This window comes from Pseudomonas sp. SWRI179 (assembly GCF_014268705.1).
Lineage (GTDB): Bacteria > Pseudomonadota > Gammaproteobacteria > Pseudomonadales > Pseudomonadaceae > Aquipseudomonas > Aquipseudomonas zanjanensis.
This window is the reverse complement of the sequence record NZ_JABWRA010000070.1, coordinates 1-25,537: the sequence shown is the minus strand read 5'-3', so window position 1 is coordinate 25,537 and position 25,537 is coordinate 1. Positions and strand designations below refer to the sequence as shown.

At 58.5% G+C, this 25,537-nt stretch carries 23 protein-coding genes; 7 read left to right on the top strand and 16 right to left on the bottom strand.

Going from position 1 to position 25,537, the window contains the following annotated elements; all coding sequences use genetic code 11:
- Window positions 1-585: 585 nt before the first annotated feature.
- The 5 genes from HU767_RS26155 to HU767_RS26135 form a co-directional block, all read right to left on the bottom strand.
- Window positions 586-2,778, bottom strand: coding sequence for a TonB-dependent siderophore receptor (locus HU767_RS26155; protein ID WP_186730850.1), 2,193 nt, complete (start codon window positions 2,776-2,778; stop codon window positions 586-588).
- Between the two features lie 411 nt (window positions 2,779-3,189).
- Entirely contained in the window at window positions 3,190-4,002 is an 813-nt protein-coding gene (locus tag HU767_RS26150; protein ID WP_186730849.1) for an alpha/beta hydrolase, read from the bottom strand.
- A 31-nt stretch (window positions 4,003-4,033) separates the two neighbouring features.
- Window positions 4,034-4,894 (bottom strand): alpha/beta hydrolase, encoded by an 861-nt coding sequence (locus HU767_RS26145; protein ID WP_186730848.1) that lies wholly within the window; start codon window positions 4,892-4,894, stop codon window positions 4,034-4,036.
- A gap of 194 nt (window positions 4,895-5,088) precedes the next feature.
- A complete protein-coding gene (locus tag HU767_RS26140) occupies window positions 5,089-6,402 on the bottom strand; it encodes an ATP-binding protein (protein ID WP_186730847.1) in 1,314 nt (437 codons plus the stop codon).
- Entirely contained in the window at window positions 6,399-7,139 is a 741-nt protein-coding gene (locus HU767_RS26135; protein ID WP_186730846.1) for a response regulator, read from the bottom strand. Before HU767_RS26135 ends, HU767_RS26140 begins: the two co-directional genes overlap by 4 nt.
- On the opposite strand from HU767_RS26135, the gene HU767_RS26130 reads away from it, so the two are divergent.
- The 3 genes from HU767_RS26130 to HU767_RS26120 all read left to right on the top strand — a co-directional run bounded on the left by HU767_RS26130 (window position 7,122) and on the right by HU767_RS26120 (window position 8,618).
- Window positions 7,122-7,397, top strand: coding sequence for a hypothetical protein (locus HU767_RS26130; RefSeq protein WP_186730845.1), 276 nt, complete (start codon window positions 7,122-7,124; stop codon window positions 7,395-7,397). The genes HU767_RS26135 and HU767_RS26130 overlap by 18 nt on opposite strands.
- Window positions 7,394-7,660 (top strand): DUF2790 domain-containing protein, encoded by a 267-nt coding sequence (locus HU767_RS26125; protein ID WP_186730844.1) that lies wholly within the window; start codon window positions 7,394-7,396, stop codon window positions 7,658-7,660. Before HU767_RS26130 ends, HU767_RS26125 begins: the two co-directional genes overlap by 4 nt.
- Window positions 7,661-8,255: 595 nt before the next feature.
- On the top strand, window positions 8,256-8,618 hold the full coding sequence (locus tag HU767_RS26120; RefSeq protein WP_122567747.1) for a DUF6124 family protein: 363 nt from the start codon (window positions 8,256-8,258) through the stop codon (window positions 8,616-8,618).
- Between the two features lie 346 nt (window positions 8,619-8,964).
- Here the strand turns inward: HU767_RS26120 and HU767_RS26115 are convergent, their stop codons facing one another.
- The 5 genes from HU767_RS26115 to HU767_RS26090 all read right to left on the bottom strand — a co-directional run bounded on the left by HU767_RS26115 (window position 8,965) and on the right by HU767_RS26090 (window position 14,782).
- Entirely contained in the window at window positions 8,965-10,116 is a 1,152-nt protein-coding gene (locus tag HU767_RS26115) for a hypothetical protein (RefSeq protein WP_186730843.1), read from the bottom strand.
- 242 nt (window positions 10,117-10,358) lie between these two features.
- Window positions 10,359-10,937 carry a CFI-box-CTERM domain-containing protein gene (locus HU767_RS26110; protein WP_186730842.1) on the bottom strand — a complete coding sequence of 193 codons (579 nt, stop codon included), beginning with the start codon at window positions 10,935-10,937 and terminating at the stop codon, window positions 10,359-10,361.
- Entirely contained in the window at window positions 10,930-11,853 is a 924-nt protein-coding gene (locus HU767_RS26105) for a CFI-box-CTERM domain-containing protein (RefSeq protein ID WP_186730841.1), read from the bottom strand. The genes HU767_RS26110 and HU767_RS26105 overlap by 8 nt, the downstream gene beginning before the upstream one ends.
- Before the next feature lie 448 nt (window positions 11,854-12,301).
- Window positions 12,302-13,069 (bottom strand): hypothetical protein, encoded by a 768-nt coding sequence (locus HU767_RS26095; protein WP_186730840.1) that lies wholly within the window; start codon window positions 13,067-13,069, stop codon window positions 12,302-12,304.
- Window positions 13,070-13,120: 51 nt separating this feature from the next.
- Window positions 13,121-14,782 carry a hypothetical protein gene (locus HU767_RS26090; RefSeq protein WP_186730839.1) on the bottom strand — a complete coding sequence of 554 codons (1,662 nt, stop codon included), beginning with the start codon at window positions 14,780-14,782 and terminating at the stop codon, window positions 13,121-13,123.
- Between the two features lie 630 nt (window positions 14,783-15,412).
- Here HU767_RS26090 and HU767_RS26085 point away from each other — a divergent pair.
- A complete protein-coding gene (locus tag HU767_RS26085) occupies window positions 15,413-16,108 on the top strand; it encodes a DUF1963 domain-containing protein (RefSeq protein WP_186730838.1) in 696 nt (231 codons plus the stop codon).
- Between the two features lie 101 nt (window positions 16,109-16,209).
- Here HU767_RS26085 and HU767_RS26080 read toward each other — a convergent pair whose 3' ends face one another.
- The 6 genes from HU767_RS26080 to def form a co-directional block, all read right to left on the bottom strand.
- Window positions 16,210-17,373 (bottom strand): ATP-binding protein, encoded by a 1,164-nt coding sequence (locus HU767_RS26080; protein WP_186730837.1) that lies wholly within the window; start codon window positions 17,371-17,373, stop codon window positions 16,210-16,212.
- Between the two features lie 177 nt (window positions 17,374-17,550).
- Window positions 17,551-17,862, bottom strand: coding sequence for a tetratricopeptide repeat protein (locus tag HU767_RS26075; protein ID WP_186730836.1), 312 nt, complete (start codon window positions 17,860-17,862; stop codon window positions 17,551-17,553).
- Window positions 17,863-18,037: 175 nt separating this feature from the next.
- Window positions 18,038-19,411: a Trk system potassium transporter TrkA gene (gene trkA / locus HU767_RS26070; protein ID WP_186730835.1), complete on the bottom strand. Its 1,374-nt coding sequence runs from the start codon at window positions 19,409-19,411 to the stop codon at window positions 18,038-18,040.
- Window positions 19,412-19,435: 24 nt separating this feature from the next.
- Window positions 19,436-20,746, bottom strand: coding sequence for a 16S rRNA (cytosine(967)-C(5))-methyltransferase RsmB (gene rsmB / locus HU767_RS26065; protein WP_186730834.1), 1,311 nt, complete (start codon window positions 20,744-20,746; stop codon window positions 19,436-19,438).
- Complete coding sequence (gene fmt / locus HU767_RS26060) at window positions 20,743-21,702, bottom strand: methionyl-tRNA formyltransferase (RefSeq protein ID WP_186730833.1); 960 nt, start codon at window positions 21,700-21,702, stop codon at window positions 20,743-20,745. Before fmt ends, rsmB begins: the two co-directional genes overlap by 4 nt.
- 71 nt (window positions 21,703-21,773) lie before the next feature.
- The gene (def, locus tag HU767_RS26055; protein ID WP_030138961.1) at window positions 21,774-22,280 is read right to left on the bottom strand and encodes a peptide deformylase; all 507 of its coding nucleotides are present in this window, start codon (window positions 22,278-22,280) and stop codon (window positions 21,774-21,776) included.
- Between the two features lie 154 nt (window positions 22,281-22,434).
- On the opposite strand from def, the gene HU767_RS26050 reads away from it, so the two are divergent.
- The 3 genes from HU767_RS26050 (at window position 22,435) to HU767_RS26040 (ending at window position 25,254) form a co-directional block, all read left to right on the top strand.
- Window positions 22,435-23,460, top strand: coding sequence for a LysM domain-containing protein (locus tag HU767_RS26050; RefSeq protein WP_186730832.1), 1,026 nt, complete (start codon window positions 22,435-22,437; stop codon window positions 23,458-23,460).
- Window positions 23,461-23,540: 80 nt separating this feature from the next.
- Window positions 23,541-24,635, top strand: a complete 1,095-nt coding sequence (dprA, locus tag HU767_RS26045; protein ID WP_186730831.1) for a DNA-processing protein DprA — start codon at window positions 23,541-23,543, stop codon at window positions 24,633-24,635.
- A 61-nt stretch (window positions 24,636-24,696) separates the two neighbouring features.
- The gene (locus tag HU767_RS26040) at window positions 24,697-25,254 is read left to right on the top strand and encodes an L-threonylcarbamoyladenylate synthase (protein WP_014335849.1); all 558 of its coding nucleotides are present in this window, start codon (window positions 24,697-24,699) and stop codon (window positions 25,252-25,254) included.
- Window positions 25,255-25,537 lie beyond the last annotated feature (283 nt).

Sequence of the window (25,537 nt, the reverse complement as noted above, 5' to 3'; positions counted from 1 at the left end):
CCTGCTGCGCAGGCCAGCGGGAGCAAGCTCCCTCGCCACAGGGGTTAGTGTCGAGCCGAATATCCAGCCCAACGCCACGCACTGTGGGAGCAAAGCTTGCTCGCGAAAGCGGCGGGTCAGCTTGCATCAATATTGAATGTGCCACCCTCTTCGCGAGCAAGCCCGCTCCCACACTGGGCGGCGGTGAACACAGCATCTGCTGCTCCCACACCCGGCAGTGATGAACATCTGCAACAGCCCTGCCCTCCTGTGGGAGCGAGCCTGCTCGCGATGACGCCAGCCCTGACACCGCCCGTGGCGAGGGAGCTTGCTCCCGCTCGGCTGCGCAGCAGCCGCAAAACCAGACGATGCGGTTTCCCAGAAGAAATGCAGGGGCCTGCTGCGCACGCCAGCGGGAGCAAGCTCCCTCGCCACAGAGGGTTAGTGTCGAGCCGAATATCCAGCCCAACGCCACCCGCTGTGGGAGCAAAGCTTGCTCGCGATTGGGGCAGGTCTGTCGATAACGGGTTTGGCTGGTCTACCGCTATCGCGAGCAAGCTTTGCTCCCACGGATGTCGCCAGGGACGCTCCGTGTTCCGCTTCTGATCAGAAATCAACAGTCCCCGAAAACTTCACCAACCGCGGATCCCCCTGCGAAAGGTAGCCGCCGTTCGCCGAGGCCCAGTAGTTCTTATCGGTAATATTTTCCACATTGACGCGCAACGTCAGGTCTTTCTCCACGAATTTCATCTTATAACGTGCGCCAGCGTCGAAACGGTTCCAGGTCGGCAAGCTCAGGTTGTTGGCCTGGTCAGCGTACTGCCCGCCCGTGCGCAACATCCTCGCGCTGAGCGCGGCACCTTCGATACCCGGGACATCCCAATCCACGCTGGCATTGAGCTGAAACGTCGGCACGCCGATGGCGTGGTTGCCATCGTTGAGGCCGCCCGCGGTGTTTTTGAGTTCGGACGTCATGCGGGTGCCGCCGGCCATCAACCGGAGGCCGTCGATGGGCTCGCCGAACACGCTGATCTCCAGCCCTTTGTTGACCTGCTCGCCATCACGCACATAGAGGTTCTGCGCGTTGTCGACGTAACCATCAGAGGGTTTCTCGATGCGGAAAACACCCACGTTGGCCCCAAAGGTTTGCATGTCCAGCTTGATGCCCGCTTCCAACTGTTTTGTGCGGCCAGGGGGAAAGGCTTGGCCCAGGTTGGTAATGCCTGTACCGGACGCCACGGGCCCTTTTGCAAGGCCTTCGATTCGGTTGGCGTAGAGCGACACGCTCTCCACAGGTTTGTAGACGATGCCGTAGACCGGCGTGGTAACGGCTTCATCGTAGAGCGTGCTACGGCTGCCATCGTTTGCTGGATTGGCGACACCGTTTGAAGTGGTGCCATCGTACTTATAGTTTTCGACACGCAACTGCTGACGACGAACACCATAAGTGACCAGCAACGTGTCATCGAACAAGCCCACCGTGTCGGAAATCGCCAGGCTACGGTTGCGGGTTTTGCCGGTCACCCCGGGATCGCCCATTTCACCGCCGGTGCTGGACACCGCCGTCGGCTTGGGGAGCTTCGGGGTGTCGTAAATATTGCTGTTCCCGGTAACGGAGCGATAGAACGTGTAGGCGTTTTCCTGCTCGGTCCAGATCGTTGAGCCGCCGATCGCAACCTGGTGGGAAACAGGGCCCGTGTTGAAGCGCCCATTCAACCCGCCACTGAACGATGTGTTGTCTTCATTGTGAGGAATTTCCGAGCCGCCAATCGTCGCGACACCGTGATTGCCGACCAGTGTCGGTGTGGCGTAGACCCCAGTTTCTCGGGTGTGCTTTACACCGCCAGCCAGGTAGGCGGTCCAGTTTTCGTTCAAATCCCAATCGCCACGAACCATGCCGAAGGTGTCTTCGGTTTCGGAGTAAGTCCAGTCCTGGCCAAAATTGTGGCTCGCGTGCGGAGCCGTGGGAATGCGAGTGGCGCTGCCGATATTCACCGAGTTACGCAGGCCGTTGATGCGCTGTTTCTGATAGCCGAAATCGGTGGAAACGCGGAAGTCATCACCTCGATAGTCCAAGCCCGCAACGAACAACTTGGTGCGCTGATCCTGGTTGTCGATCGCTGTATCACCTTCGCGCTGGCTCAGGTTCAACCGGGCGCCAAAGCGGTTGTCCTCGCCGAATCGCTGCCCGATATCCAAATGCTCGCCAATGCGGCCATCGGTGCTGATGTCCTGGGTATAGCGACGCGTCGGAACATCCTCCGCGCGTTTGGGCTGCAGGTTGACGCCGCCCCCAAGGCCCGAGCCCGTCGGACTGACACCGTTGATAAACGCGTTGGGGCCCTTGAACACCTCGACACGCTCGATCGCATCCGTCGACAGAATTTGACGGGGTAAAACGCCGTACAGCCCGTTGTAGGAAATGTCGTCGCTGGCAAGCGGCAGGCCTCGAATCACGAACACCTGGGATTGGTTACCAAACCCATAGGATTGACGCACCGACGGATCATTGAGCAGCACATCACCCACGTCTTCCGCTTGTTGATCTTCGATCAACTGCGAGGTGTAACTGGTCATCACGAACGGGACATCCATATTGTCCTGATTACCCAGCACCCCCATCTGGCCTCCACTCGCCACCTGACCACCCGCATAGGGCGCTGGTAGTGTGTTGGAGTTGGGTTTGATCGCATCGGCAGTCACGTCGGTCACGCCCAATTCAATAGGCTCTGCCGCCTGGGCAAGAAAACTGACTGAGCAGCACATAGCAAGCAAGGTAAGGCGAGATGGAAATAGCATGGAGGGGAGTACCTGCGGAAACGGGAAGCCAATGCCACTAATGCTAATGATTCGCAGATGGATTATCTATACTAATGGCTCGTTGCCATAAAAATTTGGACAGCGGTTTGGTCAGCCCAGACAGCCCCCGTGGCGAGGGAGCTTGCTCCCGCTCGACTGCGCAGCAGTCGCAACAAGCCGAATACCGAGCCCAAGGCTGCACACTGTGCGCCGCCATGGTGAGTGACCTGGCATTTGTTCTGGATGGATCGAGGCGTCATGTGGTGCAGGGTACTAGCCGCTGATTGAGCTGAGGTCGTAGAACCGCGGCAATAGTATTTATGCCCCAACGAAAAAACCCGGCCACCTGTGCCGGGTTTTTGGTCTTCTCGAAGGCCAACGGATGAGGGGCAGTCGCCCCGCTTCACATGATCAGCCCTTGGAACTGGCCTGCGCCGCCTCAACGATCAGCTCTGCAACCTTCCCCGGATTAGACGTCATCACCACATGGGAAGCCCCTTGAACGGTGACGGTCTTTTTCGAGCCGGCGCGTTCGGCCATGAACTTCAGGGCCGCCTCGGGGATGTTCTTGTCCGCCGAGCCGTAGATGAACCAGGACGGCAGTTTTTTCCAGGCCGGGTCGCCAGACGCTTCCTTCAAGGCCGCCTCGCTGATTGGGCGTTGTGTCGCAGCCATCAGCGCGGAATCAGCCGCTGGGACGTCGGCGGCAAACTGTTGGCCGAATTTGTCCTGCTGGATGTAGAGATCCTTATTGCCGTCGTCCAACTGCACCGGAGCCGCCAAGGTTGGCCCTAGCGTGCCGCCAGGGTAGCGACCGGACAGTTCGATGGCGGTTTCACCTTTGTCCGGCGCGAAGGCTGCGACATAGACGAGCCCCTTGACCTTGGGGTTGTTATGCACGGCGTTAGTGATCACGGCGCCGCCGTAGGAATGACCCACCAGGATCACCGGGCCAGCGGTTTGCTCGACGATATCGGCGACGTAATCGGCGTCCTGCTTCACACCGCGCAGCGGGTTGGCCGCGGCAACGACCGGATAACCCTGGTTCAGCAACTGGGCGGCAACGCCATTCCAGCTGGAGGATTCGGCGAAGGCGCCATGCACCAGCACGATGGTGGGCTTGGTGGCGTCGGGTTGCGCGGCGGTTGCGCTATTAACGGAGGTCAGTGCCAGCGCAGCGGTGATGGTAACGGCCAACAGCGATTTGAGATTGAGCATGATCATTCCTTTTCATTTATCGGAGGATGCGATGGGCTTACTTAGCCAGGAAATCCAACAGATCCTGGTTGAGGCGGTCCTTATGGGTGTCGGTCAGGCCGTGGGGCGCCCCCGGATAGACGATCAACTCGGCGTTCTGCGCCAACTCGGCGGCGGCATGGGCGGAGGCGTCAATCGGGACGATCTGGTCGTCGTCGCCATGTACGATCAGTGTCGGCACGTCGAACCGGGCCAGGTCGGCGCGGAAGTCCGTCGCGGAGAACGCCGCGATGCAGTCATAGGTATTCTTGTGGCCCGCTTGCATGCCCTGCACCCAGAACGAATCGATCAGCCCCTGGGAGACGTTCGCCCCGTCGCGGTTGAAGCCGAAGAACGGGCCAGACGCGATGTCGCGATACAGCTGCGAGCGGTTGTCCAGCGAGGCCTTGCGCAGGCCGTCGAACACCTCGATCGGCAGGCCGCCTGGGTAGTCTTCGGTCTGGAGCATCATCGGCGGAACGGCGCTGATCAGTGCGGCCTTCTTCACCCGATCGGTGCCGTGGCGGCCGATGTAGCGGGTGATTTCCCCACCACCGGTCGAGAAACCCACCAAGGTGACGTCGTTAAGGTCCAGGGTGTTGATCACAGCGGCCAGGTCATCGGCATAGTGATCCATGTCGTTGCCTTCCCACGGCTGGCTGGAACGGCCATGGCCGCGGCGGTCGTGGGCGATGACCCGATAGCCTTGGTCCGCCAGGAACAGCATCTGCGATTCCCAGCTATCCGAGTTCAGCGGCCAGCCGTGGCTGAAGGTGACAACTGGCCCATCTTTCGGGCCCCAGTCCTTGTAATAGAGCTGTACGCCGTCCGGGGTGGTGATGTAGCTGGCTGCTGGAGCGCGGGAGGACTGGGTATTCATGGCAAGATCTCCTTAGGTCAGGGCTCGCCATTCGGGGGATCCGGTGGCGAGTTGATGAGGAGAATTCTTGCAGCGGCATGTATACCGGAGATGTTCGACACCCGGCCGTTATGCGTTGTTTTGAGTCTGTAGATGCGCTGGATACAGTGGCTTACAAATGCATGCCACTGGTCCTGACGTTCAGCCAGCGCGGCCTACTGATCGCCGCCGAAGACGAGGGTCACGCAAAGACCGCCGCCGTCGCGGTTGCGCAGGCTCAGTGAGCCACCAATCGCGACGGTCAACTGCTGGGCGATGGCAAGGCCCAGGCCGGTGCCGCCAGAACTGCGGTTGCGGGAGCTTTCCACCCGATAGAACGGCTTGACCACCTCGGCCAGGATCTCCTCGGGAATGCCCGGCCCTCGATCAAGCACACTGATGGAAACACCAGTGCTCGCATTGCCGCCGATTTCCACCTCGGCGGTGCCGGCGTACTTCAGCGCGTTATCCACCAGATTCACCAGAATACGCCGCAGCGCATGGGGCCTTGTCTCGATGATCGCGCCGTTCTGGCCGCGCAGGCTGACCTCGCGACCAGTGTCCTGGTAATCGCACACCAGGCTGTCGAGAAAAGAATCCAGACTGATGCGGCAACTGGTCTCCGTCGCCCCATGGACGCTTCGCGCATAAGCGACACCCTCGCGCACCAGGTGCTCGATTTCGTTCAGGTCGTTGCCCAGTTTGTCTTTCTCAACCGAGTCGTCCATGAACTCGGCGCGCAGCTTCATGCGCGTGATGGGCGTCTGCAAGTCATGGGAAATCGCCGCGAGCAATTGCATGCGTTCTTTCAAGTAAGCGGCAATGCGCGCCTGCATGCTGTTAAAGGCGCGGGCGGCGTAGGCCACTTCCCGTGGACCGGTTTCATCCAACGGCACCGGATGGGCGTTCGGGTCGAGGTTCTCGACCGCCTCGGCCAGGCGACTGAGCGGGCGTATGGCGATGCGCACGGCCAGCCAGGTGCAGCCGATCATCAACAGCAACTGACCGAACAGGACAAACGGCAACCAGGGCGACAACGGCCTGACCGAGGGACGCACATCGATGGTCACCGGGCTGCCGTCAGCCAGTCGCACCTGGGCTTGGAAATGCTGGCGTGGCCCCGGGATCTCGACAAAGGTCAGGTCATAATTGCTGCCCAGCGCGACTTGCAGGGATTGCGCCGCCGTCGCCGCGAGATCGTTGGAAGTGAGCGGAATGCCGGGATCGTGTTCGCGCAGCAAATAGTCGTAGTTGCGACGCTGCAGGCGTTTGGTCCATGCCAGGCGCTCGTCGGCAGGCAGACGGTCGAGGATGGCGATGGAGGTCGCCGTGTCGTGCTCGAAGTTGCCCAACATCGCCGTCTTGGTGCTTTCGTAGCGTTCGTAGTACTGGGCTGCGAAGGTCAGGGCCTGGGCGAGTATCAGGCCGACCAGGAACACCAGCCACAGCCGCGAGGCCAGCGTGCGCGGCCATTGCAACGGGAGTTTCATGCCTGCTCCTCAAGCATTTCCACCGCAAAGGTAAAGACGTAGCCTTCATTGCGCACCGTCTTCAAGTAGAGCGGTTCGCGAGCGTCATCCAGCAAGCGCTGACGCACGCGGCTGACCAGCAGATCAATGGAACGGTCGAAGATGTCCGCGTCACGGCCCTGGGTCAGGTTGAGCAACTGGTCGCGGCTCAGCACCCGCTGAGGATGATCGAGAAACACCCGCAGCAGCCGGTACTCGGCGCCGCTCAGCGAGACCAGCGTGTCGTCTTCATCGAGCAGATGGCGAGCAGTGGTGTCGAGGCGCCAGCGGCCGAACTTGAGCATGCGGCCGCTTTCGGTGACGACAAAGTTGGGCGGCAGCATGCGCGTGCGCCGCAGCACCGCGTTGATGCGCGCCAGCAGCTCCCGGGCCGCGAAGGGTTTGGCCAGGTAATCGTCGGCACCCATTTCCAGGCCAATGATGCGGTCGGTCTCGTCGCTGCGAGCCGTCAGCATCAGCACCGGTGTCGCCTTGTGCTTGCCGGCGCGCAGCTCGCGGCACAACAGCAGCCCGTCATCCCCCGGCATCATGATGTCGAGCACGATCAGGTCCACCTGATTGGCTTCGAGAAAGGCCCGCATCTGACGACCATCCGCGACCACGGTGGTGCGCAGACCATTCTTGATCAGGTAATTGCCGACCAGCTCCCTGATTTCCCGATCATCATCCACGATCAATACGTGATCGACATGTTCCATGCCCTGCTCTCCGAAATGCGCGCATCGATTGCGCAGTGTGACGATGCCCGGTTGCCGGTTGGCTACGCACCGTGCGTTCAGCTTATCCAGCCCGAGATTAAGCCAGAACGCAGCAAAAACAGTGGCGATTGTATCGATCTGTATCGCAATTCTCCTCAGATACGTGCGCATCCAACCACGGCGTTTTTCGACACAGCCGAGATACCTCACGGGCTTTTAATGAGCGCCATCCAACTCATTGAAGGGAAACGACCATGAACCTGAAAACCATCGCTACCGCTTGCCTGATCACCGCTCTGAGCGCCGCCGCATTGCCCGCCTTGGCCCAAGACAAAGCAGCCAGCGAAAGCTATTCCTACGGCACGCACCTGGACATCGACAAAGTGATCTCGCTGACTGAAGACGGCGGCCAGACCTGCGGGTTGGTGAATGCGCAGATTACCTACCTTGATTCGATGGGTGAGGAGAAAGCGCTGACGTATCTCAAGCACGGGGCCAGCTGCAACAATGAAGGGAGCTGAGGCGTGGCTCAGGGGTGAGTTCAATTTCCCTGGCCGCCGCAAATCCCCTGTGGGAGCGGGCTTGCTCGCGAATACGGTGGGTCAGCTTGCATCAATGTTGAATGTGCCAACGCCTTCGCAAGCAAGCCCGCTCCCACACTTTTTCGGTGGTGTTCACAAATACTGTGTGCAACACAAAACCCTGTGGGAGCGAGCCTGCTCGCGATGAAATCGCCCCAGTTCCAGCGCAGAACACCTCACCCGAATCGCCAAAAAACCTCTCTCCTACAGCCCTCCCCTACACCCGCTATCAAGCTACGCATCCTTGCGCCTTTGCCTACAACTACGCCAGAATCCGCCCGCTTGTGCGCCTTGTCCCTGGGTTTTATTGTCTTCCTGCCACTGCCCATCAGTGGTCGGGTTTAGTAGCCCGAGGTAATCGAAGTTGTACAAGCGCATCTCAAACAGGGCCCTACCCTGTTCTTGATGGTGGCTGTACGCAGGGCGCTCAGGCGCGCCGGCTTCTTCGGTTCCCCGGTCTACTAACCTGCGTACAGCTGCCACCCCATTGTTTAGTAGCTTCGGGGTGTCGGCATCACATCTGGAACCGAAGCTTATGTTCAAAATAACTCCGAATCCGCCAGAGGCAGATTCCACTTCCAAATCCGCAAAATCCAAAGCCAAGCAGCAAGACGAAACCACCAAACGGGTGCTCGATCACTACCTGCTACCAAAACCGGATAAATCCAAAGACGAGCCCAAACCGGGGCAGCTATACGCCGTTGTGAAAGGCCTCGATAACGAATGTTTGCTCGCCAACCTCACTGAGACGTTGGCTTCGGCTGATGCGATGGTGAGTGATCTGGCGTTTGATCTGGAGGGATCGAGACGTCATGTGGCGCAGGGGATTCAGCAGTTGATTGAGTTGAGTTCGTTGTTGGCGAATCGGGTGTTGGATAACGTGGAGCCGCGGCAGTAGGTAAAGGTTTGCCTATGGAAAACCCGGCGTTCTGCGCCGGGTTTCTTTTTGCCTCTGTCCTCCGAGTGATCGAAAACGGCCAGTAGCGGGCAGATGCACGCGCTCCTATCGTTTACGTCTCCCATCTACCATTCGGCATGCACGATGTGCGGACGCCACCCCACCAAGAGTTTCTTGCCCATGTAGATCGCATGGGTGACGTGGTTTCAAAGCCAATGGTGATGGCCCGCGAGCGTAAGGCAACGATCAAACTATTTATCAAAGAGCAGGTCAGGCAGTGCCGTGGCGCAAGGCTTGACCCAAGCCATGCACTTTTGTTCAACCTCAGGTAGCGTTGATCCGCTAATCAATAAGGCGATGACAACGTCTCAAATGCAGGCTTACCGTTGCACATTTCGGGCGTTAAAGGGTATTCCAGATAGCGAGACTGGCCGTTGTTCAGTGAACTCATAGCGACCTCTCCTTCGAATGGGAATGTACGGTCTGCCTCTGCAGGCAAGACCTCCGACAGCAATCGCTTACCAGCATCATTCGTGGCCAAAGTGGTCTCCACCGTCACGGTCCCTTTGTAGCGAATAGGCGCAATACGCTTGATCCAAAAATGATCGAAAACAACTCGCTTCATCGGGGAAATTTTTAAAGGGAAACTTTGGTCAAGCGTCCGAGTAGCCTCTTCGGTCTCTTCATTCCCTTCTGATACGGTCACATCCCTACTCATGCTGTAAGTGACGCCAGTCGTTACGTCTGCGAAAGAGAAGCCCATCTTTGCACTTATGTTGACGCCCATTGAGTTTGAAGTCTTCACGGCCCGGCTCTTGCTGATCTTGTATCCCACACGAGTTACTTCTTGATGGCGAAACGTGATCTCCTGCTGCAGGCTGCCGCAATTGATGTATTCCTCCTTAAGACCCATAACTGCGTTGGGAATGGATTGCCAATTCGGCTCAACAATCGTTGCGACAATAGGCTTGGTCGAGTAGAAGGGAGATGCAACGCTGAATTTGCCAACGATAGGAGTGCAGCGCCGTTCGTTTGTGGCCGTGCACACCGTATTGCAGGTGGGCCCTCGCCTGGGCATCGGAAGCTTAGGAGGGACAACATAGCAACCAGCTCCAACCTCACGGCACTCTCTGCTGACTTCAACATCAGAGCAGCTTTCACCAATTTGCACATTGGGCATGGCGGCCAATTTAGTGCTGATTACGGAGGCAACATCTATAATCTCGAGTTGCTCGGTCAAAGCTTTTTCCGACTTGCTTGCTAGCAAGTTATTGGGCAGTATTTTGATGGAGCTCATAGCTCTTTTTAACTCATTTTCATTGGCTTCGCATTCACAAGTCGGCGACGAAGCACCGAGACCGTCCTTGCAATAAGCCGCTTCGCCTGTATTGCATGAAATTGAGCAAACTGCCCCCACTTCATTGGTTGCATTGCACTGAGAATCAGCCAGTGCCAACAAGGGCATCAGGCACGCAATTGTGGCTAGAAACTTTTTCATATTATCGCCCTGCATGATTACGCATACGGATAGGGAATTCGACCAAGTATGGCACGGATATGGGGTATCCATATGCCGTTGCAACGTAAGCGTCCGCCCGACGCCCTCTTGCTGATCAGACCTACACTGCTTCTTTAAAAAAAGGGACAGATTTATTTCCAACAAATAAATCCACCTCCTTTCTTCTCCCCCTTTCTTTTAACGTCGAAAGTACGGACCGACGCTTTTCTTTTGCTCGTTGATTATTTGAATCTAAGGATTCTTAGTGCAAAGACGATAACGCCAATCATATATCTCGCTGGTGTTCTTAGTAGCGGATGACAATCGACATAGCGTGCTAATTTAGGGCCTACCCTCCAGTACCAATTGATGAAGGCGCGTCCCTTTGCATAACGCACCAAAGTCTGGTCACGGAAGTTACGTAGGTAAACGACGTCAGGATGCTGGGTATCTTGGTAAGCGGCCGTCGCCACGAAACAGGTGCCGCCTGACTTGCTCTCAATATGCATGCGAGTATTGCCGCTTTTGATTTCAGTAGAAACCTTCTGCCTCGTCAGTCGCCCGCTCTTCTCTAACATGGCAAAAGCGTCAATGTGGTCTTCAAGGCTTTTTTTGCCGTGGACGTACTCAATATTCAGTTCGTGCTGCTTCCCTTCGAGCCGAAGGGCCTCCTCGCCAGCCTTAGTCATGAGGTTGTCAGCCTGTTCTTTCGACAAGCGTGAGACAGCCTGGCCAATCAGCGAGCCCGCCTTCAAACCATTGTCGTGCAGTTGCACATTACTCTCTGAGCCGGACTGGCTCGGCAGGTTCTTGTCACTCATGTTTACTCCCGCGGCGTTGAACCCATTTGGTCAACATACCGATTGCGAATTGGCTGCTGAGACGAAAAATAGTATTGCGGTTGGCAATGACAGCCAGCTTTTCGCCGTGCTGGTAGTACCATACGATGAACTCCCGGCCAATGTGATGGTTGACTAATGTCTGGTCGCGCCAGCGGCGAAGCGCATTTGTTTCGTCTGCATGCTCGCCGAAGCACACGGTTGCCACGTAGCACTTTGATGGATTGTAGGCGACTATATGCAGGCGGCTAACAGGTGTCTCAACACTGTAATTAGCAGATTTGACTTGTCCGCTTGAAAGAGTACGACGCATTAGTTCTAGCTCTCGCACCGCATTGTCACGCAACATGTCGGTTTCAATTTTCATCGACTCGGCCAGCATGGACCGTGCAGCCGTCACGTCATCGTCATACAACCACTTGGCAGCGTCCATGACGTGTTCGGGGAGGTAGGCGAGCGGGTCGGTTACCCGAATACCAGAAAGCGCTTCGTCAATCTGACGAAATCCCTCCTGAGGCTCTTTAATGTTCACCCTGATTGACTTGGAGGGGGGTATTCGCTTGTGCTTCTTCAATATCTTGAGTAGCACTTTATGTCGCTGATCTGGCTCTAGGTAAGGTGGTACCAGCTCGACCAATCGCTCCATTGTTTGTCCTGAAAGCTTGGTCGAACCATTCTTCCATTTCGGGTAGGCTCGGCGCGCGTATTGAGCAGCCGGAGCGCCGTGAATCTGGCTATAGTCTTCTAGGATTTGATTAAGAGCATCATCATTGAGCAACAGAAAGGCCGAGCGAATATCCCAAACGCCATCGCCGAGAAGACCCGATAGCACACTATATTTGGTTGGCTGAGAGGTTCTGCCAGACCATCTGCGATACCTTCGCTTGTACCTACCCATTTCCATCTCCCTGATTCGTCCGCAACGGTAGCAGAGATGATGGCATATCGCCAAACCATCGATAAGGGGACCAATAAGGAGTAAAGGGGACAGCAGTGAAGGGGACGGATTTATTTCTCTAATCTATCCTCCACTTCTGGCCGATTCTGTCGGTTCCAACAGGCAGCTCTTGGCCAGAGACTGCCAAAGCCCGAGGCGTACGGTTGTCCATAGCCTTCACTGACTTCGCAAATTGCGTACGTGCGGGAACTATCTGATGCCGGAAAACCCATTGCCGAAATTTCGAAGCTGTTCGGAGTGCATCGCGCCACCATCTACCAGGCGTTGGACAAAGACAGTAGTAAGCACGCCTATCCCTCCTGGAGTGCTTCGGCGAAGCCGCTTTAACCTGCAAGTGCATCAGCACGTTATGGGCAGGGCATCGAGGGTAATCCGCATCCTTTAACCGTTACTGGCTACGGTCCTGATCTACAGCTTTCATGAGCCAAGACGGCGGTTCGCCTCCCTCCTGCTCGTAGAGGTTTTCAGGAACCCGCTTCCAGAATTCAATAATGGCCTCTGAGAATTCTTGAGCCTGAGCCTCGGTCACCTGCAAGTGGCTGTGGTTCAACCATTCGATCTCCGTAGCCGGCAGGTCGAACTTTGGATTGATGGGGTCAATCAGATATTTTGGGAAGTCACGTTTTAACTCAGCAAGGGATTTTCCATCCCCATGCTTGAAGACGTTTACGACACAGCGGCATTGATTCAGGACAGCCAGGTAGCTCTGGCCCTGTATAGGCCAGCCTAGACTCACTAGCAGTTCCATTATCTTAGGGAAGTCTGTCCGCCACACAGCCTCAATTGCACGGGAACCGAGCCCCCACCGGCGCAGTTCATCCACTATCCATTTTTTGAGGTTCTTTTCCCAAGAATGGAACATCCCGGCCACGACGCTGAGCCTGGTTTGCTCCCGCATTTCATCCAACTGCCGATAGAATTCGATGGCAACGCTTTCGGCTTCCTCATAGATCGCGCCTTCATCATCTCGATCAGGGTCAAAAAGCTCGCCTCGACGCTCAAGCCATGCCTCTGCTGCCTTATCGGCATCTGCATTGATGTCGTCGAACTGGCTCATGAGTCGGGTGCTGGCTTCGTTTACGTAGAAACGGTGCTGCTGGATCAGAAACTCCCTGTATGGCTTCCACATCTGCATGAGAACCTGTGGTTTGGACATTTCTGCACCTCGCTGTAAGAGAATGGAAGGAGTCGCTCGCCGCTTCGGTGACTAGGGAGTCATGAATCCTTGGTATGTACCCGATGCGGGTAAGGTTGAAGACGAAGGTGGCGGAGCCTTTACTGATGGCCTATTCAACCTGGCCGTTGCCTTCTCCGCCTTGCGCTGCTCGCGCTTCTGAGCCTCCTCAAACTCTCGCATCGGGTGCGTTACGAAATGCTGCTTGTAGGCCTTCAATAAGCCGACGTCTTTGCTGGCCACAGCTTGAGCAAGCACGTAGTCGGCGTCACGTATCTGGATATCGAGTTTTGGGTTCTTCGCCTTTGCGGCATTGACCAGTGCAATGGCAGCTTCAGAGAGCTTGCCGCTGGTCCATAGCTCGAATCGGTGAACGGTGCTCGCCCATTCCGAATGCGTTTTTACGAATCCCCTGATCACCGGAATGCGCTTGCTGAGCCATTTCTCTACTTCGTCATCCCCCAGCGTGCTAATCGGGTGTATGCCTTTACATTCGATAAAAACGACTTCGTGATTAGGCCGTTGCGCCAAAACGTCGATCTCGGCCTCCGCTCCGATGCTGTCTTTGACGATCCGGTTCATCTCTTGGGAAAACCCTAGGAATGTGGACCTTGCGATTTGGGCTACTGCGAACTCGAACAAGCTGCCACGCAACGTTGATGCGGCGCCTTCAATCCGAGAGAGGTCGTTAAAAAGCTTGTCCAGGGCATCCGGATTCTGGGTGAGCTTCGCTGTGTCGGTCAGCACCGCACAGAGACTTTTCAGTGCCTGCGCCACATCGCGGCCAAAAAGGCTTTCGGTGGTCGCCGGTATGATGCCTTTTTCCCTGAGGAGGTCGAATGCCTCGTCGGAGTACCTTTCAGCGACGAACACCTGAAGGCATTTACCCACCTTCTTGAGGCTACGCAACGTGACGCACTTGTTTACGAAGCCTGCCAGTTGGTCAACGCCAACAATGCCATTGAGCGCGAGGTCGCAGACAAAGAAGCCTGGTTTCAAAGTGGCCTCAACATACTCTCGCATCGGAAACAGATAGGAAGGACCGGCTAAGTCCCAATTGAACGTTCCGACCTTAGGTAATGCTTCTAGGCTCTCGTCTTCTCGGGTTTCCACGGCGTCGTAGCTGACCATGCCCAAATTTCGAGACCAGTCCCTGACCGCCAATAGTGCCACCTTTTCAGCGATGAGACGGCCTTTCATCTTCGCCCAAACAGACGGCACATCTAGCATTTGTTGCTGATCGCATCTCACCACGCACAGCTCTCCACCTGGTACTAACACCTCCTTCACGAGGGTCGCTTTTACCAGTCTCTCCAGCAGGCTTTCTGCGGAAATGTGCTTTTTCTGAGCAACGGGCGCGCCGCAGGCGATCAGAAAATGCGCTCGGGGCATCATGTTATCCCGAAGCTCCAAAGCTTTTAACGCCGCAAAGTATGTGCTCCTTGTCTTCTTTAACGCTGCCATCAGATTGTCGAAGAAATATGGAGATCCATATTCTTCCTGAAGGTAAATGAAGCGTGCTCGATGTGGGAAGATGACGTGGTTGAGCCGGTTCACGCCAAGGCTGCCCCGCTCGACCCGTTTCCGGGCTGCCTCAGCATTCAATCCATACTTTGTCTCAAGCAACTTGGACAAATCGCTGCTAAGCATGGGGCCATTTTGCTTCAGGAGGTCGGTAAGAGCGGTGTCGGCCATCGTCGTTCTCGGCTTATGTCACACAGCGCTATTTATACTCCTTGTAAACAAGGGGCCACACCGCTTTTCGCGCCCGTTGTCCGACATAGGAAAATCGGGCCCTCCAAGCAGGTAAAACCGTTTTTTTGGGAAAAATGTCACAATGCTGGTTATCTCAGCGAAATCACGCTGAGATTTTCGACATAGCCGGTCAAGCCTTGCGGGTCACATGATTCTAAGAAAAAAGGGGGACAGATTTATTTTCCGTAGATTTGCCCCTTCAATAGCACTCGCAATGGATGCTTGCTCCTGCTTATCCCCTCTGTGGGCCAAGCCAGAACCTGACCACCGCACGTCCAAAGCCACGTCTCCTCGCGCCTTTGCCTACAACTGCACCAGAATCCGCCGGCTTTGCAGCCTTGCCCTCGGGCGCTATCGTTCCTTACCACTGGCCGAGCCGGTATCGATGACATTCAGGCACGCTAGGAGCCCTCGAAAGTCATTGGCCCGGAAAGTGGGAGGAGGTCCACTCTCTTATCTGTGAAGGACGCTAACGTCGCCTAGCGCGGGCAGAGAAGCCCCGCTATCCACTCTCGTACACTGCCCATCTGCGACCTTAATACCTGTAGCAAAAAGGAGGTTTACATCGCCATGGAAATTCAGGAAATCAAGCAACGCCTGGCCCGCCCAGCCGTGAAGCTCATTGCCGGCGGCTTTCGTCCTGCCGGCACCGATGAAGAAAGCTGGCTGGGCAATGTCTTCCTCTTCCGACCGGATGAAGAGGTGCCCATTAATCAGGCGGGGCAACCGTTGCTCCCCTATGCGCAGTTTTACCTGCCCGCCCTGCCCGTCAACAGCCCTCTGCTAGCAGGGGTTCGTGTGCTGACGGTGTTCATTTCAAACCCGTTCCCCGAGCACTTTGAGCCGATGGGGGATAATTGGGTTATCCGCGAGTACGGGCCGGATGATGTGTTGGTGCGCAAGTCTCTGTCGGTGGCAGATTCATTCCTCAAACCCTTCCCACTGACAGCGCAAGCGGTGCCGGAGGACTTTCCGCTGTGGGATGGCGGTGGTGTCCCGGAAGACCTTGAGCAAGCAATCCTCACGCTGGAACGCGCGGGCAAGATCCAGAGCTATTACGACTTGGTCACCCACACCTACGAACACAAGATCGGCGGTTACCCCTCGTTCTGCCAGTCGGGTGTTGATCCGGGTGAAGGCTTCGAGTTTGTGTTCCAGATCTCATCGGACTCGAAGATCAATCTGAACGTGGTCGACAGTGGGAGCCTGATGTTCTGGAAGCACAACGAAACTGGGGAGTGGGCGCTTTATTACGACTTTTACTAGGAATAAGGGGAAGGATACGATTGTGAGACAGTCCGATTACAAATGAGCTCAAATCGTGGGCTGTCCCCCGGTTTCCTCCCCTCACCACACTCTGCTGGCCTTCATTCCTGGCGACGCATGAATTCTGCAAAAAGGGGAACTGTAAAATTCAGATATCCGTGATCGGTGCTGTAGATCATTCCCTTGGAAATGATGTTGGCCCGAGTCGGCCCCAGCGATGATTGAGGACGTCCCATCGCCTTCGCAATATCAGCGATGGCATAAGGGCCGTCGCCAAGCTCGGACATGGTCTTCACAAACTGCACTTCAGACGGTGTAAGCCGATCAATGCGGACCCTGAAGAAACCTGCATCAAGGGAAGCTAATGTTTCGGAATAAGAATGGTCGACATCATCAAGCGTAATTTCAGGCCCCTCGGCGATGTTCCATGCCGTGGATGCCCACTCTTGAAGAAAGAACGGATAGCCCTGCGTCCGATCAACAATGCTGTCCAGCGCTGCAGCGTCGATAGAAGCCTCCTCCTCCAAGATCGGCTTTTGAACGGCTTGAGTCGCAGACGGTTGATCAAGCGCCCCCACCTCCGGGTAGAGGAAAAGCCGCTCGGCATATGACTTCGCCTCACCCGCCAGCCGAGCCACTTGCGGAAGACCAGCACCGACCAGCAGAACCGGAAGCCCGTCTTGCGACATGCGATGGATAGAGACAATCAGTGCCGATAGATCTGCTTCGGTGAGGTATTGGACTTCATCAATGAGAAGAATCCAGCCTTTGCCAGCGGCCTGTGCCGCTTCACCTATTACAGTAAAAAGGTCTGGAAGATCGTATTGAAGATTTCCGCTATCCGCGAGTCCAGGCTCAGGCTCGACACCAATCTCAATACCTCCAACATCGATTTTGAAGATTGATGCAAAGCTGCGGAGTCCTTTCAGCCCACGATTAGCAATTTGCTTGGCGGCCTCAACGCTGGAAAGCGCGCGCATGACCTTTCGCATTTCAGGATAAAGAAGACGTGCAAGGCTTTCACGTTCTGGCGACTCTACCTTGGAAACGAGAAGGCCTTCCTCCCTCGCAATTCTTCCTATCTCATTCAACAGGACCGTCTTACCCGTGCCTCTCAAGCCAAGGAGCATGATGGAACGAGCACTTCGCCCATTGAGGGCTCGCCCACATGCAACTCTTGCTGCCTCAAGAATCAAGTCGCGTCCCGCCAATTCAGGGGGCCTGCTGCCCGCGCCGGGCGCAAACGGATTACGGTAGGGATCCATGCTGACCTCACAGAGTAGCAAATTCTATAGAAAGATAGCCAAAGCTAGCTCAACTGACTATCTTTAGCTATAGATCGCTAGCATTTTATAGAGTCGGATTTATTTCTGATTATTTATGAGTGCTGCGCACTCAAGCGGGAGCAAGCTCCCTCGCCACAAAAGCGGTTTTGTGTGAAGTCAGGGATGGCGATCCAGCTTTTTGAGGAACACGGTCATTTCTTTTTCGGCTTGTTTGTCGCCGTGTGCGCGGGCGGCTTCCAGGCCTTGTTCCCAGGCTTGGCGGGCTGCGGCGGCGTCGCCTTGGCCTTGGTGGGCTTTGCCTAGGAGTTTCCAGGCTGCGGAATATTTGGGGTCGAACTCGACGCAGCGTTGGAGGTGTTCGGCGGCGCGGGGGAAATCGCCTAGGTCGAGGTAGCCTTTGCCGAGGCCGAAGCGGAGAAGGGCGTTGTCCATGCCCTTGGCGAGCATTTTTTCCAGGGAGTCGAGCATGGGGGCGCTTCCTCGGGGGTGTCAGTGATTGATCTGTTGGCCGTTGGTGCGCTTTCGCGAGCAAGCCCGCTCCCACAGTAGATCTTTGTTGCTCACCATTGTCGTGAACAACAGCAAACCCTGTGGGAGCGGGCTTGCTCGCGAAAGCGGAGGAACAGGCATCGCAGATTCTGAATCAGAAGAAACTCAACCCCACATGGAACAGCTTCTCGACATCGCGAATGTGCTTCTTATCCACCAGGAACAAGATCACATGGTCGCCGGTCTGGATCACGGTGTCGTCGTGGGCGATCAGCACTTCTTCGTCGCGGATGATCGCGCCAATGGTGGTGCCCGGTGGCAGGCCGATGTCGCGGATGGCTTTGCCGATGACTTTGCTGGACTTGGCGTCGCCGTGGGCGATGGCTTCGATGGCTTCGGCCGCGCCGCGGCGCAGGGAGTGGACGCTGACGATGTCGCCGCGGCGTACGTGGGCCAGCAGGGTGCCGATGGTGGCCAGTTGCGGGCTGATGGCGATGTCGATGTCGCCGCCCTGGATCAGGTCGACGTAGGCCGGGTTGTTGATGATGGTCATGACCTTTTTCGCGCCCAGGCGCTTGGCCAGCAGCGAGGACATGATGTTGGCTTCGTCGTCGTTGGTCAGGGCCAGGAAGATGTCGGCGTCGGCGATGTTTTCTTCCAGCAGCAGGTCGCGGTCGGAGGCGCTGCCCTGCAGCACCACGGTGCTGTCGAGGGTGTCGGAGAGGTAGCGGCAGCGTGCCGGGTTCATCTCGATGATCTTGACCTGGTAGCGGCTTTCGATGGCTTCGGCCAGGCGTTCGCCGATCTGGCCGCCGCCGGCGATGACGATGCGTTTGTAGTTCTCGTCGAGGCGGCGCATTTCGCTCATGACGGCGCGAATGTTCGCCTTGGCGGCGATGAAGAACACCTCGTCGTCGGCTTCGATCACCGTGTCGCCCTGGGGCAGGATCGGCCGGTCGCGGCGGAAAATCGCGGCGACGCGGGTCTCGACATTGGGCATGTGCTCGCGCAATTGGCGCAGTTGCTGGCCCACCAGCGGGCCGCCGTAGTAGGCCTTGACCGCCACCAGTTGCGCCTTGCCTTCGGCGAAGTCGATCACCTGCAAGGCGCCGGGGTGCTCGATCAGGCGCTTGATGTAGTTGGTCACCACCTGCTCGGGGCTGATCAGCACGTCCACCGGGATCGCTTCGTTGTCGAAGAGGTCGGCACGGGTCAGGTAGGCGGCTTCGCGCACCCGGGCGATTTTGGTCGGGGTGTGGAACAGCGTATGGGCGACCTGGCAGGCGACCATGTTGGTTTCGTCGCTGTTGGTCACGGCCACGAGCATGTCGGCGTCGTCGGCGCCGGCCTGGCGCAATACCGTCGGCAAGGAACCGCGCCCTTGCACGGTGCGGATGTCGAGGCGGTCGCCGAGGTCGCGCAGGCGTTCGCTGTCGGTGTCGACCACGGTGATGTCGTTGGCCTCGCTGGCCAAATGTTCCGCCAGCGAACCGCCGACCTGCCCTGCACCCAGGATGATGATTTTCATCCATTCACTCCTATCGAATCGGTTTTAACCGCGTGCGGCGGCGATTTTGATCAGCTTGGCGTAATAGAACCCATCGTGGCCGCCTTCCTGGGCCAGCAACTGGCGGCCGTGAGGCTGCTTGAGGCCGGCCTGGGTAGCGATGTCCAACTCCCGGGCGCCCGGCGTGCGGGCGAGGAAGGCTTCGATCACTTCGGTGTTTTCGGTCGGCAAGGTCGAGCAGGTGGCGTAGAGCAGCATGCCGCCCACGTCCAGGGTCGACCACATGGCATCGAGCAATTCGCCTTGCAACACGGCCAATGCCGCAATGTCGTCTGGCTGACGGGTGAGCTTGATGTCCGGATGGCGGCGGATCACGCCGGTGGCCGAGCACGGCGCGTCGAGGAGGATGCGCTGGAACGGCTTGCCGTCCCACCACGCCGCCGTGTCGCGACCGTCGGCGGCAAACAACTCGGCGTCCAGGCCCAGGCGTTCAAGGTTTTCCTTCACCCGTACCAGGCGCTTGGCTTCCAGGTCCACGGCCACGACGCCGGCCAGTTTCGGCTCGGCCTCGAGGATGTGACAGGTCTTGCCGCCCGGTGCGCAGCAGGCGTCCAGCACCCGTTGGCCGGGCGCCAGCTCCAGCAGGTCGGCGGCCAGTTGCGCGGCTTCGTCCTGGACGCTGATCCAGCCTTCGGCGAAGCCCGGCAGTGCGCGCACATCGCCCGGGGTTTCCAGGATGATGCCGTCGCGGCTGTACTGGCACGGGATGGCCGGGATGCCCGCCTCGCCCAGCAACGCCAGGTAGGCATCGCGGGTGTGGTGGCGACGGTTGACCCGCAGGATCATCGGCGGATGGGCGTTGTTGGCGGCGCAGATGGCTTCCCATTGCTCGGGCCAGAAGGCCTTGAGGGATTTCTGCAACCAGCGCGGGTGGGCGGTGCGCACCACCGGGTCGTGTTCCAGTTCGGCCAGCAGGGTTTCGCTTTCCCGCTGGGCGCGGCGCAACACGGCGTTGATCAGGGCCTTGGCCCAAGGTTTCTTCAGCTTGTCGGCGCAGCCCACGGTTTCGCCGATGGCGGCGTGGGCGGGCACGCGGGTGTAGAGCAGTTGGTAGAGACCCACCAGCAGCAGCGCTTCGACGTCAGCATCGGCGGCCTTGAACGGCTTCTGCAGCAGCTTGGCCGCGAGGGCCGAGAGGCGCGGTTGCCAACGGGCGGTGCCGAACGCCAGGTCCTGGGTGAAGCCGCGATCGCGATCTTCCACCTTGTCCAGTTGGGTGGGCAGGGAACTGTTGAGGGAGGCTTTGCCGCTGAGGACGGCGGCAAGTGCCTTGGCGGCGGCCAGACGCGGGTTCATGAGGCGTCCACCGCTTGGCCGAGGACGGTGCCGACGGCGAATTTCTCACGGCGGCTGTTGAACAAGTCGCTGAAGTTCAGCGCCTTGCCGCCGGGCAATTGCAGGCGCGTCAGGCACAGGGCCTGCTCGCCACAGGCGACGACGAGGCCGTCTTTGCTGGCGCTGAGGATTTCTCCTGGTGCGCCCTTCCCTTTGGCGCAACTGGCCGCCAGCACTTTCAGGGCTTCGCCGTTCAAGGTGCTGTGGCAGATCGGCCAAGGGTTGAAGGCCCGCACCAGGCGCTCCAGCTCGACGGCCGGACGGCTCCAGTCGATGCGGGCTTCGTCCTTGTTCAGTTTGTGCGCGTAGGTGGCGAGGCTGTCGTCCTGCACTTCGCCTTCCAGCGTGCCGGCGGCCAGGCCGGCGATGGCTTGGACCACCGCTGGCGGGCCGATCAGCGCAAGGCGATCGTGCAGGCTGCCGCCAGTGTCTTCGGCGCTGATGGGGGTGTTGGCCTTGAGCAGCATCGGCCCGGTGTCCAGGCCGGCTTCCATGCGCATCACGGTCACGCCGCTTTCGGCATCGCCCGCCTCCACCGCACGTTGGATCGGCGCGGCACCGCGCCAGCGCGGCAGCAGCGAGGCGTGGCTGTTGATGCAACCCAGGCGCGGGATGTCCAGCACCACTTGCGGCAGGATCAGGCCGTAGGCGACCACCACCATCAAGTCGGGCTTCAGCGCCGCCAGTTCAGCTTGGGCTTGCGCGTCGCGCAGGGTCGGCGGCTGCAACACCGGCAAACCATTTTCCAGTGCGAGTTGTTTGACCGGGCTGGGCATCAGTTTCTGTCCGCGACCGGCTGGCCGGTCCGGCTGGGTGTAGACCGCGACGATTTCATAGGGGCTGGCCAGCAGGGCCTTGAGGTGTTCGGCGGCAAACTCGGGAGTGCCGGCAAAGACGATGCGCAGTGGCTCAGTCATGGAAAACTCTCAATTACAAAGCAGTCGCAAAAAGAAAAAGGCTTGCCGCGGCAAGCCTTTGAAGAGGGGCATCAAGCGTTCTGGCGATGGATCTTTTCCAGTTTTTTCTTGATCCGGTCACGCTTGAGATTAGACAGGTAATCAACGAACAATTTGCCGTTGAGGTGGTCGCATTCGTGCTGGATGCACACCGCCAGCAGGCCTTCGGCGATCAGCTCGTAAGGCTGGCCGTCACGGTCCAGGGCCTTGATCTTGACCTTCTGCGGACGGTCGACGTTTTCGTAGAAGCCCGGCACCGACAGGCAGCCTTCCTGGTATTGGTCCATCTCGTCGGTCAGGGTTTCGAACTCGGGGTTGATGAACACCCGGGGCTCGCTGCGGTCTTCGGAGAGGTCCATCACGACGATACGCTTGTGCACGTTGACCTGGGTCGCGGCGAGGCCGATGCCTGGCGCCTCATACATTGTTTCAAACATGTCATCGACCAGCTGACGCACTTCGTCGTCCACTACGGCCACCGGTTTGGCGATAGTGCGCAGGCGCGGGTCCGGAAATTCGAGAATGTTCAAAATGGCCATAAGCTTGATAAATGCACGTGTGAGGTAAAGTCGGGTGGCTGGCCTGGCGTGTGTCGGGATGCAGGCTACCGTTGTAAAACGTTGCTCTTGAACAGAGCGAGCCACGGGGGCTCTGGCGTTTTACGCGAACGCACATAATAAAGGGATTCACCGCATGAGGAAATCACTACTCGCCCTGCTGCTCCTGGCCTCGGCCGGTATCGCGCACGGGCAAGTGCAACTTCGGGAAGGTTTTCCCCAGCAATACACGGTGGTGACGGGGGACACGCTGTGGGACATTTCCGGTAAATACCTGCGCGAGCCGTGGAAATGGCCGGAGCTGTGGCAGGCCAACCCACAGATCGAAAACCCCAACCTGATCTATCCGGGCGACACCCTGTCGCTGGTCTACGTCAACGGCCAACCGCGCCTGACCCTCAATCGCGGCGCCTCGCGGGGCACCATCAAGCTGTCGCCGCGCATTCGCAGTTCGCCGGTGGCCGACGCCATCCCGAGCATTCCGCTGCAGGCCATCAACAGCTTTTTGCTGAGCAACCGCATCGTCGACACGGAGGAAGATTTCAACAAGGCGCCCTACGTCGTCGCCGGCAATGCCGAGCGGGTGCTCAGCGGCATGGGGGACCGGGTCTTCGCTCGTGGTGCGTTCGATGAGAGCCAGACGGCGTACGGCATCTTCCGCCAGGGCAAGGTCTACACCGATCCCGAGACCAAGGAATTCCTGGGCATCAACGCCGACGACATCGGCAGCGGCGAAGTGGTCGCCACCGAGGGCGACGTCACCACCCTGGCCCTGCAACGCACCACCCAGGAAGTGCGCCTGGGTGATCGGCTGTTCAGCGGCGAAGAGCGCTCGATCAACTCGACCTTCATGCCCAGCGCGCCGAAATCGGACATCCAGGGCTTGATCCTCGATGTACCCCGGGGCGTGACGCAGATCGGCGCGATGGACGTGGTCACCCTGAACAAGGGGCGGCGCGACGGGCTGGTGGAAGGCAACGTGCTGGCGGTGATGAAGACCGGTGAAACGGTGCGCGACCGCATCACCGGCGAGCCGGTGAAAATCCCCGATGAACGGGCCGGCCTGCTGATGGTGTTCCGCACTTACGACAAACTCAGTTACGGCTTGGTGCTGTATGCCTCGCGGTCGTTGGCGATCCTCGACAAGGTGCGCAATCCGTAACGGGTCTCACAAGTTACCAACAGAGTTATCCACAGCTTGTTCCCGTTTCAACGGGACGATAATGATCAAGGATTGATCACATGCCATTGCCTGAATCTGCTTCGGTTCCCCCTGCGGAACTGGAGGCCCGTCTGCGCTTGCATCGCTTGCCGGAGCTGGGACCTAAACGTTTCATGACCTTGATGGAGGCCTTTGGCTCGGCCTCCAAAGCCATCAGCGCGCCGGCCAGCGCCTGGCGGGCGCTGGGGTTGCCGGCCTCGTGCGCCGAGGCCCGACGCGCCCCGGACATACGCGACGGCGCCGCCCATGCATTGGCCTGGCTAGACGGCTCGGCCCAGCATTTACTGATGTGGGACCAGCCTGACTACCCGGCGCTGCTGGCACAGATCAGCGACGCGCCGCCGCTGCTGTTCGTCGCTGGCGCCCCCTCGATCCTGGAAAAACCGCAGCTGGCGATGGTCGGCAGTCGCCGGGCATCGCGTCCCGGAATGGACACGGCGGCGGCGTTTTCCAGAAGCCTGGCCGGCGCTGGTTTTGTCATCACCAGTGGCTTGGCGTTGGGCATCGATGCGGCGGCCCATCAGGCGGCGCTGGACGTTGGCGGATGCACCGTCGGCGTGCTCGGCACTGGCCTGGAAAATTTTTATCCACAGCGCAATCGTCGGTTGGCGGAGGCGATGATTGCCCAGGGCAGCGCGGTGGTTTCGGAGTTCCCGCTGGACGCAGCGCCCAACGCCAGCAACTTTCCGCGCCGCAACCGGATCATCAGTGGCTTGTCCCTCGGTGTGCTGGTGGTGGAGGCCAGTGTCGCCAGTGGTTCGCTGATCACCGCGCGGCTGGCGGCGGAACAGGGTCGCGAGGTGTATGCCATTCCAGGGTCGATCCATCACCCTGGGGCCCGGGGCTGTCATCAACTGATCCGCGACGGGGCGGCACTGGTGGAAACCGTCGAGCACATTCTCGAAGCGTTGCGCGGTTGGCAGCGGCTGCCGCTGGCCGCCGAGCCTGTGCCCGTGACCCATCCGCTGCTGCGCCTGCTGCATGCCGCGCCGCAGAGCAGCGAGGCGTTGGCCGATGCCAGTGGCTGGGGTTTGCCCAAGGTGCTGGCGGCGCTGACTGAGCTGGAAATGGAGGGGCGCGCCACTCGTGACAACGGACGCTGGTTCGCACGCTAGGTTTTATGGGGAAGATCGGTAAACTGCCCACAGCCTTAATTGCGTTGCGGGAGAATCTTTCATGGTCAACAGTTGGCGTGTGCAACAAGCTGCGCGAGAAATTCGCGCCGGGGCGGTGATTGCCTATCCAACCGAAGCGGTCTGGGGCCTGGGTTGCGACCCATGGAACGAGGAGGCGGTGGAACGCCTGCTGGCGATCAAGTCGCGGCTGCCCGACAAAGGCCTGATCCTGGTGGCGGACAACATCCACCAGTTCGACTTTCTGTTCGAAGACTTCCCCGAAACCTGGATGGACCGCATGGCCAGCACCTGGCCAGGGCCCAATACCTGGCTGGTGCCGCACCAGAACCTGCTGCCGGAGTGGATTACTGGCGTGCACGACACCGTCGCGCTGCGGGTCAGCGATCATCCCACCGTGCGTGATTTGTGTTCGCTGGTCGGGCCGCTGGTGTCCACGTCGGCCAACCCGCAGGGGCGCCCGGCAGCGCGCACGCGGATTCGCGTCGAGCAGTATTTCCGCGGGCAGATCGACCTGGTGCTGGGCGGCAACCTGGGCGGGCGCAAGAACCCCAGCGTGATTCGCGACCTGGCGACCGGCAAGGTCGTGCGGCCGGACTGAGCCCGAACACAGACTCTGCATCTTGCATAAACCACTGTGGGAGCGAGCTTGCTCGCGATGGCGTCAGGTCAGCCAGCATCAATTTGACTGATACACCGCTATCGCGAGCAGGCTCGCTCCCACAGGGTTTTGTGTTGCACACAGTACTTATGAACACCACCGAACAAGTGTGGGAGCGGGCTTGCTCGCGATGGCGTCGGCACATTCAACATTGATGCAAGCTGACCCACCGAATTCGCGAGCAGGCTCGCTCCCACAGGGGATTTGCGGCGGCCAGGGAAAT